General features: G+C 71.3%; 13 protein-coding genes. 7 read left to right on the top strand and 6 right to left on the bottom strand.

The genetic code is table 11. The features are described from left to right. Positions 1-4 precede the first annotated feature (4 nt). The gene (locus BJK06_RS09730) at positions 5-451 is read left to right on the top strand and encodes a DUF3817 domain-containing protein (RefSeq protein ID WP_070417720.1); all 447 of its coding nucleotides are present in this window, start codon (positions 5-7) and stop codon (positions 449-451) included. Continuing rightward, positions 448-2,040, top strand: a complete 1,593-nt coding sequence (gene guaA / locus BJK06_RS09735; RefSeq protein WP_070417721.1) for a glutamine-hydrolyzing GMP synthase — start codon at positions 448-450, stop codon at positions 2,038-2,040. Before BJK06_RS09730 ends, guaA begins: the two co-directional genes overlap by 4 nt. A 234-nt stretch (positions 2,041-2,274) precedes the next feature. Here the strand turns inward: guaA and BJK06_RS09740 are convergent, their stop codons facing one another. Then, complete coding sequence (locus BJK06_RS09740; RefSeq protein ID WP_070417722.1) at positions 2,275-3,138, bottom strand: Bax inhibitor-1/YccA family protein; 864 nt, start codon at positions 3,136-3,138, stop codon at positions 2,275-2,277. Positions 3,139-3,174: 36 nt separating this feature from the next. Beyond that, on the bottom strand, positions 3,175-4,164 hold the full coding sequence (locus tag BJK06_RS09745) for a hypothetical protein (RefSeq protein WP_156794824.1): 990 nt from the start codon (positions 4,162-4,164) through the stop codon (positions 3,175-3,177). A 107-nt stretch (positions 4,165-4,271) separates the two neighbouring features. Between BJK06_RS09745 and BJK06_RS09750 the strand changes: the two genes are divergently transcribed. The 5 genes from BJK06_RS09750 to BJK06_RS09770 all read left to right on the top strand — a co-directional run bounded on the left by BJK06_RS09750 (position 4,272) and on the right by BJK06_RS09770 (position 13,090). Next, positions 4,272-5,282 (top strand): glycerophosphodiester phosphodiesterase family protein, encoded by a 1,011-nt coding sequence (locus tag BJK06_RS09750; protein ID WP_070417724.1) that lies wholly within the window; start codon positions 4,272-4,274, stop codon positions 5,280-5,282. Between the two features lie 12 nt (positions 5,283-5,294). After that, positions 5,295-7,760 carry an ATP-dependent helicase gene (locus tag BJK06_RS09755; RefSeq protein WP_070417725.1) on the top strand — a complete coding sequence of 822 codons (2,466 nt, stop codon included), beginning with the start codon at positions 5,295-5,297 and terminating at the stop codon, positions 7,758-7,760. A gap of 94 nt (positions 7,761-7,854) precedes the next feature. Beyond that, positions 7,855-9,315 carry a pyridoxal-dependent decarboxylase gene (locus BJK06_RS09760; RefSeq protein ID WP_070417726.1) on the top strand — a complete coding sequence of 487 codons (1,461 nt, stop codon included), beginning with the start codon at positions 7,855-7,857 and terminating at the stop codon, positions 9,313-9,315. Next, a complete protein-coding gene (locus BJK06_RS09765; RefSeq protein ID WP_070417727.1) occupies positions 9,312-10,730 on the top strand; it encodes a lysine N(6)-hydroxylase/L-ornithine N(5)-oxygenase family protein in 1,419 nt (472 codons plus the stop codon). The genes BJK06_RS09760 and BJK06_RS09765 overlap by 4 nt, the downstream gene beginning before the upstream one ends. Then, complete coding sequence (locus BJK06_RS09770) at positions 10,727-13,090, top strand: GNAT family N-acetyltransferase (RefSeq protein ID WP_070417728.1); 2,364 nt, start codon at positions 10,727-10,729, stop codon at positions 13,088-13,090. Before BJK06_RS09765 ends, BJK06_RS09770 begins: the two co-directional genes overlap by 4 nt. 229 nt (positions 13,091-13,319) lie before the next feature. On the opposite strand, the gene BJK06_RS09775 is transcribed toward BJK06_RS09770, so the two are convergent. Genes BJK06_RS09775 through BJK06_RS09790 form a run of 4 tightly spaced genes read right to left on the bottom strand, consistent with a single transcriptional unit; the run spans position 13,320 to position 17,094 of the window. Next, complete coding sequence (locus BJK06_RS09775) at positions 13,320-13,958, bottom strand: pyridoxal 5'-phosphate synthase (protein WP_070417729.1); 639 nt, start codon at positions 13,956-13,958, stop codon at positions 13,320-13,322. An 18-nt stretch (positions 13,959-13,976) separates the two neighbouring features. After that, a complete protein-coding gene (locus tag BJK06_RS09780; protein WP_083295168.1) occupies positions 13,977-14,678 on the bottom strand; it encodes an NUDIX domain-containing protein in 702 nt (233 codons plus the stop codon). Further along, on the bottom strand, positions 14,675-16,267 hold the full coding sequence (locus BJK06_RS09785) for a nicotinate phosphoribosyltransferase (protein WP_083295169.1): 1,593 nt from the start codon (positions 16,265-16,267) through the stop codon (positions 14,675-14,677). The genes BJK06_RS09780 and BJK06_RS09785 overlap by 4 nt, the downstream gene beginning before the upstream one ends. Then, positions 16,264-17,094 (bottom strand): phosphoribosyltransferase family protein, encoded by an 831-nt coding sequence (locus BJK06_RS09790; RefSeq protein WP_070417730.1) that lies wholly within the window; start codon positions 17,092-17,094, stop codon positions 16,264-16,266. Before BJK06_RS09790 ends, BJK06_RS09785 begins: the two co-directional genes overlap by 4 nt. Positions 17,095-17,107: the final 13 nt, after the last annotated feature.

The following is a 17,107-nucleotide window of genomic DNA, read 5'->3' on the forward strand; positions in this document are numbered from 1 at the left end:
CGATATGGCTCTGACCGTCCGTACCCGCGACATCCCGAAGATCCCGGGCGCGGTGAAGTGGTACCGCGTCTCGGCGTACATAACCGGCGTGCTGCTGCTCGCCCTGGTGGTCGAGATGGTCATCAAGTACACGCCGCTGCACCTCGAGATGCAGCTCGGCGGCGGTGCGTTCTTCGTGCCGGAGGGCACGGCGGGCAAGGAGCCCGGCACCTTCAACCTGTCGATCGGCATCCTCATCGCCCACGGCTGGCTGTACGTGCTCTACCTCTTCACCGACTTCCGTCTGTGGAGCATCATGCGCTGGAAGCCGATCCGCTTCCTGCTCATCGCCCTCGGGGGCATCATCCCGTTCATGTCGTTCGTGGTCGAGCACCGCATGCAGAAGATCGCCATGGACACCTACCACGAGCTGACCGCTGCCCAGCAGCGTGAGAAGGAGGCCGCTCGGTGAGCGAGACCGAACAGCGTCCCGTCCTCGTCGTCGACTTCGGTGCCCAGTACGCGCAGCTCATCGCGCGTCGGGTCCGTGAAGCGAACGTCTACAGCGAGATCGTCCCGCACTCGATCACGGCGGACGAGGTCCGTGCGAAGGACCCCGCGGCCATCGTGCTGTCCGGCGGTCCGTCGTCCGTGTACGAGACCGGTGCGCCCGCGCTCGACGGCGACATCCTCGACCTCGGCGTCCCCGTGCTCGGCATCTGCTACGGCTTCCAGGCTATGGCGACCGCACTCGGTGGCGAGGTGGCGAACACCGGGCTGCGCGAGTACGGCGCGACCGACGTCACGCTCTCGCCCGGCACGAGCACACTTCTCGGCGACCAGCCGGAGTCCCAGGTGACCTGGATGTCCCACGGCGACTCCGTGGCGAAGGCACCCGAGGGCTTCGAGGTCCTCGCGTCCAGCGCCTCGACTCCCGTCGCCGCGTTCGCCTCCGACGAGCGCAAGCTCTACGGCGTGCAGTGGCACCCCGAGGTCAAGCACTCGGTGTACGGCCAGGCCGTGCTCGAGAACTTCCTGCACCGTGCCGCCGGGCTCCCCGGCGACTGGAACTCCGCGAACGTGATCGAGGAGCAGGTCGAACGCATCCGCGCACAGGTCGGTTCCGCCCGGGTCATCGCCGGGCTCTCCGGTGGCGTCGACTCCGCCGTCGCCGCGGCGCTCGTGCACAAGGCCGTCGGCGACCAGCTCACGTGCGTCTTCGTCGACCACGGGCTCCTCCGCGCCGACGAGCGCAAGCAGGTGGAAGAGGACTACGTCGCCTCCACCGGTGTGCGGCTCATCACGATCGACGCCGAGCAGCAGTTCCTCGACGCCCTCGCCGGCGTGAGCGACCCGGAGCAGAAGCGCAAGATCATCGGGCGCGAGTTCATCCGCACGTTCGAGGCCGCGGCCGAGGCCCTCGTGCTCGAGGCCCGCGCCGAGTCGGCCGAGGGGTCGGACGCCGGCGAGGTCGAGTTCCTCGTGCAGGGCACGCTCTACCCGGACGTCGTCGAGTCCGGCGGTGGCTCGGGCACGGCGAACATCAAGTCGCACCACAACGTCGGCGGTCTCCCCGACGACATGACGTTCGAGCTCGTCGAGCCGCTCCGCACCCTGTTCAAGGACGAGGTCCGCGCGGTCGGTCGCGAGCTCGGTCTGCCCGAGGTCGTCGTCGGTCGCCAGCCGTTCCCCGGCCCGGGGCTCGGCATCCGCATCGTCGGCGAGGTCACGAAGGACCGCCTCGAGCTCCTCCGCGCGGCCGACAAGATCGCCCGCGAAGAGCTCACCGCGGCCGGCCTCGACGAGGAGATCTGGCAGTGCCCGGTCGTCTTGCTCGCCGATGTCCGTTCCGTGGGCGTCCAGGGCGACGGTCGCACGTACGGCCACCCCATCGTGCTCCGTCCGGTCTCGTCGGAAGACGCCATGACCGCCGACTGGACGCGCCTGCCGTACGACACCCTCGCGAAGATCTCGAACCGCATCACGAACGAGGTGCCCGACGTGAACCGTGTCGTGCTCGACGTCACGTCGAAGCCGCCGGGGACGATCGAGTGGGAGTAGTCCTCCCGCGCTGACGGCCCGGCACGCGTCCTGCGTGCCGGGCCGTCCTGCGTCCGGGGGCCAGTCGGCGAGGTCGTGCGTGCGGCGAGGTCGTGCGGCACGTTGTGCGACCTCGGCGATGCACGTGCGGCATGTCGTGCGATCTCGGCGTGGGAGGGTCGTCGGCCGCCCCCGAACCGGGAACGACGAAGGGCCCCGGCGTGTTCGCCGGGGCCCTTCGGGTCGTGCCGAGTACTAGTTGCGCTGGCTGCTCGCCACGATGGCGAGGATGCGCAGGATCTCGAGGTACAGCCACACGATCGTGACGATGAGCCCGAACGCCGCCGTCCACGCGTAGATCCGGGGAGCGCCACGACGGACGCCGGTCTGGATCTGGTCGAAGTCGAGGATCAGCGAGTACGCCGCCATGACCACGACGAGGATGCCGATGATCACGCCGAGCGGGATGCCGAAGATCTCGAACCCGAGGGCACCGAACGCGGTCTGCGTCACGCCGGTCCACATGAGGACCAGGTTGATGAGCGAGAACACCAGGTACCCGACCATCGCGACGAGGAAGAAGCGCGTGGCCTTCGGCGTCGCGCGGACCTTGCCGGAGGCGAACAGCGCGAGCGTCACGGCGAAGACACCGAGCGTGCCGAACACGGCCTGCACGACGATGCCCCCGAACGCGTTCTGGTAGTAGTGCGAGATGCCACCGACGAACAGGCCCTGGGCGAAGGAGTACGCCAGGACGAGCCCGGGCGACGGCTTCTTCTTGAACATGTTGACGAGCGCCAGCACGAACCCGGCGACGGCGCCGATGATCCAGACGATCATCGGTGCGTTCCAGCCGGCCACGGCACCCACGACGAGCACGCCGAACGCGAGCAGCGTCTTGACTATGGTGTCCTCGTAGGACATGCGGTCCGTGTCGACCGTGCTGGCCGCCGGGCGGTCGTACATGTACTGCAGCTGCTCGGGGGTCATCCCGCCCTGTGCCTGCTGCGGGGTCTGTCCCCAGCCAGCCTGCTGCTGACCAGCGCCGCGCCCACCCCAGGTGTTGGGCCCCTGGTTGTTGAAGGCGGGGGACTGGTCGAAACCGGGCTTGAAGGCCATGGTGTCCTCTTCCTTGGAGATTCGAGTCCTCTCAGCCTAGGTGGGCTCGGTCGCGGAAGGCTGAGGATTCGCGGCGAGCGGAAGGTTCGTTCCATCGCCGCCTGCGGTGATCGTTGCACCTCCGGCTTCGGATCCGCCGTGCATCGGGACGTCCGCGTGGTGCCACCCGATGTGTCCGACCCACCTGCGTCGGAGCCTCTTGCCCGACCGGACCATCGCTTGCACCCCGGCGTGCGCCCACCGACGGGTGCGGATGAGTCGGCGTCGCGAGATGCCGGTCCCTCGTCGACGCCATCGGCGCCCGCGTGCGTCGGTGAGGTCGACCCAGAGCACGTCGACCGCGATTCCCACCAGCTGTTCGCGGGTGAAGCCGCTCGGCGGATCGTGCAAGAACATCGAGAGCACGAATCCCAGAGCGTCGCCGAGGTCTCTGACCACGGGCTCGTCATCCGTGGTCCATGGGAGTTCCTCCCGGCCTTCCATACCCGGCCAAACGACCCGGACGCCTGCGGCGAACGTCGGTGTCAGTGATTCGGTGTGCAGGTGTCGCCGAGTGGTCCGTCGCCGGAGACCCCGCGACGTCCCCGCACCCGGGACGAGGAACCAGGTGTGCTGGTACTCGTCGTCGCGCGGGTCCAGGTCGATCGCGGCCGTCCACCGGAGCCGGATGTTGTCGATGCGCACGGGGCCGCCGCTGTCGTTCCGCAGGTGGAACACGGGCGCGGCGGTGCGTGCGTAGGGGCTGCCGTCGACGCTGCCCGTGGTCCACCCGCCGATTTCGAGGTCTTCCGGAGAAGCGCGGAGAGGAGAGAATCCGTAGTCCTCGGAGACACACCGGACGTACCGATCGTCCACCCACACGTGGGTGCTCGCCGCCTGGGCGCTCGCCGCGTCGTTGACCGACCGGCGGTAGGTGACGAGTGCTGCGAACCCGCCGACGCCGGTCACCGCGGCAGTCACCCATGTGGCGAGCCCGACCGAAGCGGTGGTCGTCGAGAGCAGCCACGTTCCGAGGTCCATGTTCATGAGCACAGCTCGTATCTGAGCAGATGGGCTGCCGGATGACGGCGAACGACACGCGCCCCGTTCGGGTCACCCGGATTCGACATGAGTCCTGCCGGTACGGTGCACGCATGACCCTGGTGATCGCCCACCGCGGCGCGTCCGGCTACCGTCCCGAGCACTCGCGGAGCGCGTACGAGCTCGCGATCGAACTCGGTGCCGACGCGATCGAGCCGGACCTCGTGCCCACGAAGGACGGCGTGCTGGTGCTGCGGCACGAGAACGAGGTCTCCGGCACGACCGACGTCGCCGACCACCCCGAGTTCCGGCACCTGCGCACGACGAAGACGGTCGACGGGCAGAAGACGACGGGCTGGTTCACCGAGGACTTCACGTGGGCCGAGCTGCGGACGCTGCGGACCCGCGAGCGCCTCCCCGCCCTGCGACCGGGGTCGGCGGAGCACGACGGCGAGGAGCCGGTCCTCCGCCTCGAGGACCTGCTCGCGATCCTCGACGCGGCTCCCCGGCCGGTCGGACTCGTCGCGGAGGTCAAGCACGCCGACTTCTTCGACCGAGCGGGCTTCCCGATGGGGCAACTCCTCGACGGGGTCCTCGCCAAGACCGGGTGGCGCGGGGACGAGCGCCTCACCGTCGAGAGCTTCGAGAAGGGCGTGCTGCGAGACCTCCGGGAGCGCGGGACCGGCGGGCGGCTCGTCTACCTCCAGGAGGCGCGGGGCAGCGCGGCGGACGAGGTCGCGTCCCACGGGTCGTTGGCTCCCACCTACGCGGCCGAGCGGTCCGACGACGCGCTCACGGCCTTCGCGACGGAGTTCCACGGCATCAGCGTCGACCTGGGGACGCTGATGGCCGGGGTGGACAGCGTCGCGCTCGAGGATCCGGCACCCGTGCGGAGCGCCGTCGTCGACCGCGCGCACGAAGCCGGGCTCGCCGTGTACACGTGGACGCTGCGGCCGGAGAACCGCTTCCTGCCGGCGCCGTTGCGTCGCGGCGGCGAGGTCGCGGCGTTCGGCGACTGGGAGCGGTGGTTCACCTCGGTCGTCCGCACCGGCGTCGACGGGGTGTTCGCCGACCACACCGACCTGGCCGTGCTCGCCCGCTCGGCTGTCGGAGGCCCGGCCTAGACTGTCCCGGACATGACGATCGTGCTCGACCCCTTCGACTCGACGCCCGGCCGTGCTGACGGTTCCGGCGCCGGTGACCGCGCCTACGACGACCCCTTCACCGCGGGTCTGAACCCCCAGCAGAAGGAAGCCGTCGAGTACCGCGGCGAGTCCCTGCTCATCGTGGCGGGTGCGGGCTCCGGCAAGACGAGCGTGCTGACCCGCCGCATCGCCCTGCTGCTCGCCAACCGAGAAGCCTGGCCGTCGCAGATCCTGGCGATCACCTTCACGAACAAGGCCGCGGCCGAGATGCGCGAGCGCGTGCGGGCGCTGGTCGGGCAGGCGTCCGAGGGGATGTGGATCTCCACCTTCCACTCGGCGTGCGTGCGGATCCTCCGGCGCGAGGCCGAGCGCTTCGGGTTCGCGCAGTCGTTCACGATCTACGACTCCGCCGACTCGAAGGCCCTGCTCAAGCGGATCATCAAGGAGCTCGAGGCGGACTCGCTCGGGCTGACCGTGGGCGCTGCGGCCTCGAAGATCTCGAAGCTCAAGAACGAGCTGCAGGACATCGACTCCTACGCCCGGAACATCAACGCGAACGACCCGCAAGAAGTCATGTTCACCGAGGTCTTCCGGCGGTACACGAACGAGCTGCGCCGGGCGAACGCGTTCGACTTCGACGACCTCATCGGCCAGACGGTGTTCCTCTTCCGCGCCTTCCCCGAGGTCGCCGCGCTCTACCAGCGCCGGTTCCGGTTCATCCTCGTCGACGAGTACCAGGACACCAACCACGCGCAGTACGCCCTCATCCGCGAGCTCACGCGGCCGGTCCCGGTCGAGCAGGTGGACAAGCTCGAGGACGCCGGGCAGCACGTCGCCCGCATGCGCGAGGCCGACGGGTCGATCGCCCCGGCGTCGCTGACCGTCGTCGGCGACTCCGACCAGTCCATCTACGCCTTCCGCGGGGCGGACATCCGCAACATCGTCGAGTTCGAGCGGGACTTCCCGAACTCGAAGGTCGTCCTGCTCGAGCAGAACTACCGGTCGACGCAGAACATCCTCGACGCCGCGAACGCCGTCATCGCGAACAACTTCGACCGGCAGGCGAAGAACCTGTTCACGGACGTCGGCGCCGGCGACAAGATCGTCGGGTTCACCGGCTACACCGGGCACGACGAGGCCCAGTTCGTCGCCGACGAGATCCAGCGCCTGCACGAGGACGGCATGTCCTACCGCGACATGGCCGTCTTCTACCGGACGAACTCGCAGACCCGTGCGCTGGAGGAGATCTTCATCCGGGCGGCGATCCCGTACCGGGTCCTCGGCGGCACGAAGTTCTACGAGCGCGCCGAGATCAAGGACGCCATGGCGTACCTGATCACCGTCGCCAACCCGGCCGACCCGATGGCACTCCGACGGGTCCTCAACGTCCCGAAGCGCGGCATCGGCGCGGTCACCGAGACCACCCTGCAGCGCTACGCCGACGAGCACGAGACGACGATGCGGGACGCCCTCCGGCACGCTGACGAACTCGGGTTCGGGCCGAAGGTGCGCAACGCGATCACGGCGTTCGCCGCCCTGCTCGACGATGTCTCGTCCCGCGCCGGTACCCAGCCGGTCGTGGACACCCTCACGCAGCTGCTCGACGGCTCGGGGCTGCTCGAGAACCTCCGGAAGTCGCCCGACGCGCAGGACGCCGCCCGTGCGGACAACATCGACGAGCTCGTCGCGGTGACGCGGGAGTTCCAGAAGAACAACCCCGAGGGCACGCTGTCCGACTTCCTGACCGAGGTCTCCCTCGTCGCCGCTGCGGACGAGCTCGACGACTCGTCGGGAACGGTGTCGCTCATGACCCTGCACACGGCGAAGGGGCTCGAGTACGACGCGGTGTTCCTCACCGGCGTCGAGGAAGACCTGCTGCCGCACCGGATGTCGGCGAACGAGCCGGGTGGCCCGTCCGAGGAACGCCGGCTCTTCTACGTGGGGATCACCCGCGCCAAGAAGTCCCTCTTCCTGTCGCTCGCGATGACCCGCGCGCAGTTCGGTGACGTCAACGTGGCGATGCCGTCCCGCTTCCTGCAGGAGATCCCCGAGGGGCTCATCGAGTGGAAGCAGTCTCCCGGCATGGCGAACAGCCGCGGCGGGACCGAACCCCGGGCCCTCAACGCCCGACGGGGCGGCGGGATCGGCGGCTCGGGCGGCGGCGCCGGCGGCGGGTACCGCGGCGGTGGCGGCTGGGGCGGTGGCTCGTACGACCGGGCGGCCGCAGCGCAGAAGACCCGTCCGAAGACCGAGTGGGCGAACCGCGTGTCCGGGCAGGTCCGCGACAACGGCGACATGGAGCTCGTGGCCGGCGACCGCATCAAGCACGTCGACTTCGGCGAGGGGACGGTCTCGGCCGTGACCGGCATCGGCGCCAAGCGCATCGCCGAGATCGCGTTCGACTCCGCGGGCCGCAAGAAGCTCCTCATCAAGATCGCGCCCATCGAGAAGCTCTGAGGCGCTGAGCTCCTGACGCCGACGCGCCCGGCCATGTCGGGAGCGCGCTGCCGCGCGTGACAATCGCCGCGAGGTGAGGTTAGCCTTACCTAACGTGACAGCCCTCATCGAATTGCTGACCTCTGCCAACGCCGAGCGCTACCGGACCACCGTCACCACGACGGTCGACCGGCTCGCGGACCGCATCTCCGACGTCGACCGACCGACGACCGACACCGCCGCGGACGAACTCCGGGCCCGCGTCGCCGCCGTCGACCTCGACGCGGAACCCCTCGGGACGGACCGGGCGCTCGCCGAGCTCGACGACCTGTTCGTCCGCGAGGCCGTCTGGTTCCACGACCCGGCGTACCTCGCCCACCTCAACTGCCCCGTCGCGCTGCCCGCGGTCGCGGCGGAGTCGGTGCTCGCCGCCGTGAACACCTCGGTGGACACCTGGGACCAGTCACGGATCGGGACCGACATCGAGCGGCACGTGGTGGCGTGGCTCGCCGGGCGCATCGGGTTCGCGAGCGGTGACGGGGTGTTCACCTCGGGCGGGTCCCAGTCGAACCTGCAGGCGCTGCTGCTGGCGCGAGAAGCAGTGACGGCAGCGACGGCCGCGACAGCCGCGACGGCCCCGATGCTCACCGTCTTCGCCACCGCCGAGTCCCACTTCAGCGTGCGCAAGTCCGCCCGGCTCCTCGGCCTCGCCGACGACGCCGTCGTCGACGTCCCCACCGACCGAGCTGGCCGGATGCGTCCCGCGGCTCTCGCCGAGGCGATCGCGGCCGCCCGCACGGTCGGCCGCACCCCGATGGCCGTCGTCGCCACGGCGGGCACCACCGACCGCGGCGTGATCGACCCGCTCGAGCCGATCGCCGACGTGTGCGACCTCGAGGACGTCTGGCTCCACGTCGACGCGGCGTACGGCTGCGGCCTGCTCGTGTCCCCGACCCGTCGGCACCTGCTCGACGGGATCGAGCGTGCGCGGAGCGTGACCGCCGACCTGCACAAGTCGTTCTTCCAGCCGGTGTCGTCGAGCGCTCTGGTCGTCCGCGACCCCGCCGACCTCGGCCGCACGGCCTGGTACGCGGACTACCTCAACCCCGAGGACGCCGCCGAGCCGAACCAGGTCGACAAGTCCCTGCAGACCACCAGGCGGTTCGACGCGTTGAAGCTCTGGGCGACCCTCCGAGCGTCCGGCGCCGAGGCCGTCGGGCGGGCGTTCGACGCGGTGATCGACCTCGCGGCGGCGACGCACGCGATCGTCGACGAGCACCCGGACCTCGTGCTCGTCGCGCCGACGCAGCTCAGCACCGTGCTGTTCCGGTGGCAGCCCGCCGGCGTGACCGACGCGGACGCCGACGCACTGGTGGCCCCGATCCGTGCGGCCCTCCTCGCCGAGGGGCGGGTGCTCATCGCGAAGACCGTGATCGACGGGCGCCCCTGCAACAAGCTGACGCTGCTCAACCCGGAGACGACCCCGGCGCAGATGCGCGCCTCGCTCGACCACGTCGCCGCGACGGCAGCGCGCGTCCGCGCGGCCACCTCCGCCCCGGAAGGAGCAACGCGATGACCACCGCCGACGACCTCCGGACCGCCGACCGTCCCGCCGACGAGACCGCCGACCGCCCCGTCCACGACCTGATCGGCATCGGCATCGGGCCGTTCAACCTCGGCCTCGCCTGCCTCACCGACCCGCTCGACGACCTCGACGCGGTGTTCCTCGACGCCGCCGACGGCTTCGCCTGGCACCACGGCATGATGCTCGACGACGCCACGATCCAGGTGCCGTTCATGGCGGACCTCGTGACGATGGCGGACCCGACCTCGCCGTTCTCGTTCCTGGCGTGGCTCAAGGAGACCGGTCGGCTCTACCCGTTCTACATCCGCGAGGACTTCCACCCCCTCCGCAGCGAGTACGACGCGTACTGCCGGTGGGCCGCCGACCGGCTCGACACCCTCCGCTGGGGTCGTCGGGTCACGGCCGTCGAGCACGACATGACGACCGACGTGTTCACGGTGCACGCCGAGACCGATCAGGGTCCCGAGACGTACCGCGCACGCCACGTCGTCGTCGGCATCGGCACGGAGCCGTCCGTCCCCGCACCCCTGCGGGGCATCGACGGGCCGGCGATCCACTCCGCCGAGTTCCTGCCGAACCGTGACGACCTGCGCCGTGCCGGGTCGATCGCGGTGATCGGCAGCGGCCAGTCCGCCGCCGAGGTCTACCGCGAGCTGCTCGAGGACGTCCGGCGGGACGGCTACCGCCTCGACTGGATCACCCGCTCGCCGCGGTTCTTCCCGATGGAGGACACCAAGCTCACGCTCGAGATGACGAGCCCGGAGTACACGGACCACTTCCACGCCCTGCCCGAGGACGTCCGCGACCACCTCGGTCGCGAGCAGCGCGGACTGTACAAGGGCATCAGCGCGGACCTCGTCGACGCGCTCTACGACCAGCTGTACCGGCTCAGCGCCGCGGGACCGGTCCCGACGACGCTCCGCACCGAGACGAGCGTGGTCGACGCCGTGTGGCTGGCGGACCGGGGGACGTACCGGCTGACGCTCCGGCACGAGCAGCTCGGCGAGACGTACGAGCACGAGGTCGAGCGGCTGGTCCTGGCGACCGGGTACCGACCGCGGTCCGCGGCGTTCCTCGCACCGGTCGAGCACCTCGTCGCCCGCGACTCCCAGGGGCGCCTGGCGGTCGCACGCGACCACCACGTCGACCGACTCGGCGGCCGCATCTGGGTGCAGAACGCCGAGGAGCACACGCACGGCCTCACCGCACCCGACCTCGGCATGGGGGCGTGGCGGAACGCGTCGATCATCCGCTCGGTCACGGGTCGGCCCGTGTACGGCCTGGAGGCGCGGATCGCCTTCCAGGAGTTCGGCCTGCCCGCCTCGGCCCGCTCCACGGCACGTGGCAGCACCGCGGACGGCGCGCCGCCCCGGCACGCGGCCGAGCGCGCGGAGGTCTCCGCATGACCGTCGACGCGACCGCCCTGCCGGACGTGACCGAGGTCGGCGGGGCCGAGCCGCGCCTCCTGGCCGTCGAACCCGTGGACCCGGATCGTGACGCCGCCCTCGTGCAGTCGTGGCTCGCGCACCCCGCGTCGTCGTGGTGGGGCATGGGACACCTCGACGTCGACGCGGTGCGGACGTACCTCGCGGACGTACAGGCGGATCCCGCGCAGGCCGCGTGGCTCGGCCTCCGTGACGGCGTCGCGGTGTTCCTCGCGGAGACGTACGACCCGGCACGGGTCCTGCTCACCGACGTGTTCGCCGCCGAACCCGGCGACGTCGGCATGCACCTGCTCGTCGCGCCGCCGCCCGCCGACGGACGGGTGCACGGACTGACGAGCGCCGTCATGCGCACCGTCGTCGAGCACTGCCGCGACGTCCTCGGAGCACGCCGCGTCGTCGTCGAGCCCGACGTCCGGAACACCGCCGTGCACGCGAAGAACGCCGAGGTCGGGTTCCGCGTACTGCGCGAGGTCGACGTCGACATCGACGGCAAGCGCGCCCTGTTGTCCGTGCTCGACACCGACCGGATCGGGCTGCCCGACGGCGACGGGCCCGCGGCGCACCTCCGGCCGGAGCACCTCGAACCGGCCCAGCGGCACCTCGTGGCGAAGGCGATCGCCGAGTTCACGCACGAGCGCCTCGTGGAACCGCAGCCGGACGGCGACGCCTGGCGGCTCGACGCGGGGGAGTCGACCTACCGGTTCCGCGCGCGTCGGCACGTGCTCGAGCACTGGTCGATCGACGAGGCGTCGCTGACCCGCACCCGCGCCGGTGCGGCGGCCCCGCTCAGCGCGCAGGAGCTCGTCCTCGAGCTGCGCGACGGGCTCGGGATCCCCGACGCGCTGCTCGGCACGTACCTCGAGGAGATCGCCTCCACCCTCGCCAGCGCCGCCGCGAAGCACCGTCGCGGTGGGCCGTCCGCAGCGCAGCTCGCACGGGGGCGCACGGAGGGGGCCGACCGCGTCGTCGCGTCGTTCCAGGATGTCGAGTCGGCGATGACCGAGGGGCACCCGGCGTTCGTGGCGGCGAACGGGCGGATCGGGTTCGGGTTGGACGAGTACCGCGCCTACGCTCCCGAGGCCGGCGGTCGGTTCCGCTACCGCTGGCTCGCCGCACGCCGGGCCTGCACACACGTCGCGCTCGCTGCGGACCGCACCGAGCGCGACCACTGGGCGGCCGAGCTCGACCCGGAGACCACCGCCGGGTTCCGGGCCGTGCTCGTGTCCCGGGGACTCGACCCCGACGACTACGTCTGGATGCCCGTGCACCCCTGGCAGTGGCAGCACCGGATCGCCGTCACGTTCGCGCCGGACCTCGGGCGGCAGGACCTGGTCGACCTCGGCGAGGGGCCGGACGAGTACCAGCCGCAGCAGTCGATCCGGACGGCGTTCGACCGCTCCCACCCGGAGCGCTCCTACGTCAAGACAGCGCTCGCCGTGCAGAACATGGGGTTCCTGCGGGGAATGTCGCCCGCGTACATGCGGAACACCCCGGCGGTGAACGACTGGGTCGCGGCGCTCGTGTCCGCGGACGAGACGCTGGCCGGAGCCGGGTTCTCGGTGCTCCGGGAGCACGCGGCCATCGGGTACACCGGGGACGCATACCACCGGGTCGACGTGTCCTCACCGCAGCGGAAGATGCTCGCGGCGCTGTGGCGGGAGAGCCCGCTGCCGCGGGTGACGGACGGCGAGCGACTGCTGACGATGGCCGCCTTGCTGCACCGGGACGCCTCGGGTGACGCCGTCGTGTCGGCGCTGATCGAGGCATCGGGGCTGCCGGCCGACGAGTGGGTGCGGCGCTGGCTCGACGCGTACCTGCTGCCCGTGGTGCACTGCCTGACCGTGCACGACCTGGTGTTCATGCCGCACGGCGAGAACCTCGTGCTCGTCGTCCGTGACGGGGTCGTGGTGCGCGCGGTGATGAAGGACATCGGCGAAGAGGTCGCGGTGCTCGGGCGGCACGCCGACCGCCCGGTGCCCGCCGACATCGAGCGCATCGTGCACCCGGTGGACGACGACGAAGCGGCGCTCGCCGTGTTCACCGACGTGTTCGACGGGGTGCTGCGCTTCGTCGCGGCGATCCTCGACGACGATGGGGTCCTGCCGGAGTCGCGATTCTGGCAGGTGGTGGGGGAGTGCGTCGACGCGCACGCCGCGGCCCACCCGGAGCGCCGGCGGCCGCTGGACCTGCGGGTGCCGGCGTTCGAGCACTCGTGCCTCAACCGGCTGCAGCTGCGGAACACGCTGTCGATGGTGGACCTGGCGGACCAGTCGTCGTCGCTCATCCGGGCGGGGGCGATGTCGAACCCGATCGCGCGGTAGCGCGGGCGCGCGCGGCGCGGCCGCGGCGCGGCGCGGCCGCGGCGCGCGGTCCGGGGCGCGCGGCGCGGCGCCCCGCCCCGCGCGCGCGCGGCGGCTGGGACGGTTCGCGTTCGCACAACGAAAGTGCGCTCGAGCCACGGGATTGCGTGGTTCGAGCGCACTTTGGTTGTGCGGCAGGCAGGCAGGCAGGCGGGCCAGCGGCCGCCCGCCGCCCGCCGCCCGCGCCGCGTTACGGCTGCAGCCGCGCCGACGACCACGCACCGTCGGCGAGCACGTACTGCAACCGCCGGTGCATCCGGTCGCGGCTGCCGTGCCAGAACTCGACGCGGTCCGGCTCGAGTCGCCACGCCACCCAGCCCTCCGGGCGGGGCACGTCGTCCTCGGACTCGTCGAGCAGCGCGTTCGCGTCGTCGATGAGGTCCTGCAACGTCCGGGGCTCGAGCACCGAGGACTGGTCGGCGATCGCGGTGGCGGCGCGGGACTTCGGCGACCGGTCGGCGAACAGCGCGTCGGACTCGGCGTCGGAGAGCTGCACGGCCCGGCCCTCGAACCGCAGCTGCTGCATGGTCTCCCGCCAGTACACCTGGAGCGCGGCGAGCGGGTTGTCGTCGAGTTGCCGGCCCGTCGGGCTGAGCGTCGAGGTCCCGAACACGAGCCCGCGGTCGTCGAGCCGCTTCACGTCCACGGTCCGCGCCGAGACCCGGCCGTCGGACCCCGCGGTGGCGAGCGTCATCGACATCGGCTCGGACACGTCGCCGTCCCGCGCCTCGTCGATCCAGGTGCGGGCGACGTCGAACGGTGATGCTGGCGGGTCGGTGTACTCCGGGAACGCGAACGAGGTGTCACCGGACAGCGGGGCGGAGGGCATGCCCCCACCCAACCGCGATCAGCCCGCCCACGTCCAGGTTGCCGGGGGACGGCCGCCACGGACCGCGGCCGTGGCCGGTGCGTCGGCCCGGACGAGCGCCGGGTTGGTCCGCAGCGCCCGGTTCGTGTTGCCCGGGTCCGGCTGCACGCCCGTCAGTGCGGTCTGCAGCGCGGAGGCGTCGGAGGTGGTGAACACCTCGCCGAGCAACGCGCGCGTGAGCGGCAGGTCGCGCCAGATCCGGGTACGGACGTGGTCGAGGGCGGCTCGGATGATCGCGTCGTGGTCGAACGGGAGGCGCGGGTCGTCTCCCCCGGGCACGCGCCAGACCGCGGGTCCGGCGGCCGAGGGCGGGGCCACCACAGCGGCCGCCGCGGCCGGCGTCGGGGTCGTCACCGCCGGTGCCACGACGGCCAGGAAGGCGACGCTGATCGCGGCGCTCCGCGGGTCGCGGTCGGGTCCGTCGAACGCACCGACCTGCGCGAGGTGCCGGACCGCCGCCGCGTCGATCCCGGTCTTGGTGCGCAGTGCGCGTCGTGCACCGTCGGCGAGGAGTTCCGCACCCTCCAGGAGCACGCCGGGGAGCGCCTCCTGGCCCGCGTACGGCGCGTACTGCCGACGCGCGGTGGCGACCCGCAACCCGTCGCTCGTCGTGAACGACATCGGGACGACGTCGATCGCGATGAGCGGCTGGTCGCGGGCCGCCGAGGTGGCGTCGGTCACGCCGTCGCCCGACGGGCCGCGCGGTCGGCGCGCTCGGTGCGTTCCCGGCGGAGGGTCTCCCGCACGTCCGCGAACGACTGCAGGACCCGGAACCGGCCGTCGACCCACACGGGCTGGAGCAGGCTCGTCGCCTCGTCCTCGGCGGTGGCCTGGTCGGTCTGGCGGATCTCGCCGGTCGCGTCGCGGTGCAGGGCGATCCGGCCCTTCGCGCTCTTCTTGCCGCTGCCCGTCTTCGGGTCCTTCTGGATGTCGACGGGCTCGCCGTCCACCAGCGCCCAGGTGGCCTTGACCGCGCTGCCGAGGTTGTCGCGGGTCATGTACTGGTACGTGTACGAGCCGATGCCGAGCACGATGTTGTCGCTCGCGTAGCCCTTGGCGGCGAGCCGCTCGTAGATGCGGCGGGCACGGTCGAGGGTGATGCTGTCGCCGTAGATCACGCCGATGTGCTGGTCGAGGACCTTGAAGCCCTGGTCGTTCACGGTGTGCCCGAAGATCTCGTCGAGGAGTTCGACGACGCCCTTCTCCTCGTGGCTGCGGGCCGGGTCGGTCAGCGCCGCGGTGTCGACCCCGTGGACGGTGCCGGTGACGATGTCCACCGGGTCGCCCGAGTCCGGGCGGATGACGAGCTTGCCGTCGCGACCCGTGATGCGGTCCTTCAACTGCGGGAGCGTCTCGGTGATCACCTTGAAGAGGTCGAACCCGTCGCTCACGGCCGACACGATGCCCGTCGGGTACACGTCGAGGATCTGCTCGAAGGTCGCCAGCTCGCCCTCGGCGCCGCGCACGCACATCACGCTGTGCTCGGTGGCCGGGACGCTCGCGGCCACCCAGCCGTTGTCACCCGGGTAGTAGCGGTCGATGAAGTCGAGCGACGGCATCGAGTCGGTGCCGAGGAACGAGAGGAGGTGCCCGGCGCCACCGGCCGCGGCCGACTCGATGCTCGACTGTCCCCGGAAGGAGAAGTCGTGCGCGGCGAAGTCGATGCTGGCCGGGTCGGCGCCGGTGCGGGCGGCCCAGTCCTCCATGAGGTCGCGGTACTCGAGCGCCTTCGTCGCGACGGTCGACGGGTGCCAGATCGAGGCCGACAGGGCCGTCTCGATGTAGTTCGGCAGCCAGAAGAACTCGTCGACGGTGTTCTCGACGGTGAGGGTCGCGACACCGATCGGGGCGAGGGTGCCCTCGGGGAGCGCGCGGATCTCGAGCGGGAGGTACCCGAGGCGGTGGAGTGCCCGGACGTGGTCGGTGCCGATGTGGTTCGGGCCGAAGTACCCCTGCAGTGCCTGCTCGAACAGGCCGGCGACCTCGTCCTCGTCCGCGGCGAAGAACGGCGCCCACGCCTCGACGAGGGAGCGCTGGATGAACGCCTGCAGGCCGAACACCACGGCGTGCGTCGACTCGGGCATGTGCGCGTTCGAACGGTTCGTCCAGTTGATGAGGATCCGGGTGGTGCCGGCCGGGTAGACCTGCCGGTGCGAGTGCTTGTAGCCGTCGACGGCGAGGAGCGGGGCGATCGGGCTCTGGGCGGTGAGGCGGGGCGCGATGCCGGTGGTGCCGTCGGTGCCGGTCGTGGTGGTGTCGGTCTGCGTCATCGGATCTGCTCCGTCAGGTAAGGGGTGAGTTCGATCGTGCGCAGGCCCTCGATGGCATTCTGCGCGGGGTAGGAGTCCGTCGTGACGATCTCCCCGAAGTGCTCGGCGAGCTGCGGGGCCCGACCGGAGAAGACGCCGTGCGAGACCCACAGGCCGAGGCGGTCCTTCGTCAGCCCCGTCGCGGTCGCGAGGCCCATGAAAGTGCCGCCGCCGTCGCAGATGTCGTCGACGACGAGCAGGCGACCGGTGTCCGGCAGCGGCTCGCACGTGAAGCCGTCGAGCTTGCCGGTGTCCGGGTTGCGGTGCTTCTCGGCGCGGAACACCGGCAGCCCGCAGGCGTCGGCGACGGCGGAGGCCCGCGCGACCGCGCCCTTGTCGGGGGCGATGATCCCGCTGTAGTCCGAGCCGGCGACGACCTGGTCGCGGACGACGGTCTCGCTCGTGACCACGGTCAGGCGCTCCACCAGGTCGACGATCACCGGCGAGTGCGGGTCGAACGCGATGACCTGGTCGATCCCGAAGCCGTTGATGACGTCCGCGTAGACCTTCGCGCCGAAGGGGAGGCCGCGGTCCTGCCGGGCGCCGGGCAGGTACGGGACGAGGGCGACGGACCGGGATCCGCGCTGCCGGACGGCGTCCGCCCACATGCCGAGCATGAGGAGGTCGTCGCCGTTCGTGCCGCGCAGGGTCGCGATCTCGATGAGGTCCCCCGCGTCGGCGTCGTGTGCGACCTTGACGTGTGCTTCACCGGCGGGGAACCGCATGGTGGAGAACGTCGGTGTCGCCTGGGTGCCCCGGGTGGTCCGGGTGCTGAGTTCGACTGCCATGACCCGACCGTAC

It is taken from the genome of Curtobacterium sp. BH-2-1-1, assembly GCF_001806325.1.
Classification (GTDB): domain Bacteria; phylum Actinomycetota; class Actinomycetes; order Actinomycetales; family Microbacteriaceae; genus Curtobacterium.

Coding starts and splice junctions, on each gene's coding strand:
- BJK06_RS09730 (WP_070417720.1), top strand. CDS start 5: ATGGCTCTGACCGTCCGTACCCGCGACATCCCGAAGATCCCGGGCGCG.
- BJK06_RS09740 (WP_070417722.1), bottom strand. CDS start 3,138: ATGGCCTTCAAGCCCGGTTTCGACCAGTCCCCCGCCTTCAACAACCAG.
- BJK06_RS09745 (WP_156794824.1), bottom strand. CDS start 4,164: ATGAACATGGACCTCGGAACGTGGCTGCTCTCGACGACCACCGCTTCG.
- BJK06_RS09750 (WP_070417724.1), top strand. CDS start 4,272: ATGACCCTGGTGATCGCCCACCGCGGCGCGTCCGGCTACCGTCCCGAG.
- BJK06_RS09755 (WP_070417725.1), top strand. CDS start 5,295: ATGACGATCGTGCTCGACCCCTTCGACTCGACGCCCGGCCGTGCTGAC.
- BJK06_RS09765 (WP_070417727.1), top strand. CDS start 9,312: ATGACCACCGCCGACGACCTCCGGACCGCCGACCGTCCCGCCGACGAG.
- BJK06_RS09770 (WP_070417728.1), top strand. CDS start 10,727: ATGACCGTCGACGCGACCGCCCTGCCGGACGTGACCGAGGTCGGCGGG.
- BJK06_RS09775 (WP_070417729.1), bottom strand. CDS start 13,958: ATGCCCTCCGCCCCGCTGTCCGGTGACACCTCGTTCGCGTTCCCGGAG.
- BJK06_RS09785 (WP_083295169.1), bottom strand. CDS start 16,267: ATGACGCAGACCGACACCACCACGACCGGCACCGACGGCACCACCGGC.
- BJK06_RS09790 (WP_070417730.1), bottom strand. CDS start 17,094: ATGGCAGTCGAACTCAGCACCCGGACCACCCGGGGCACCCAGGCGACA.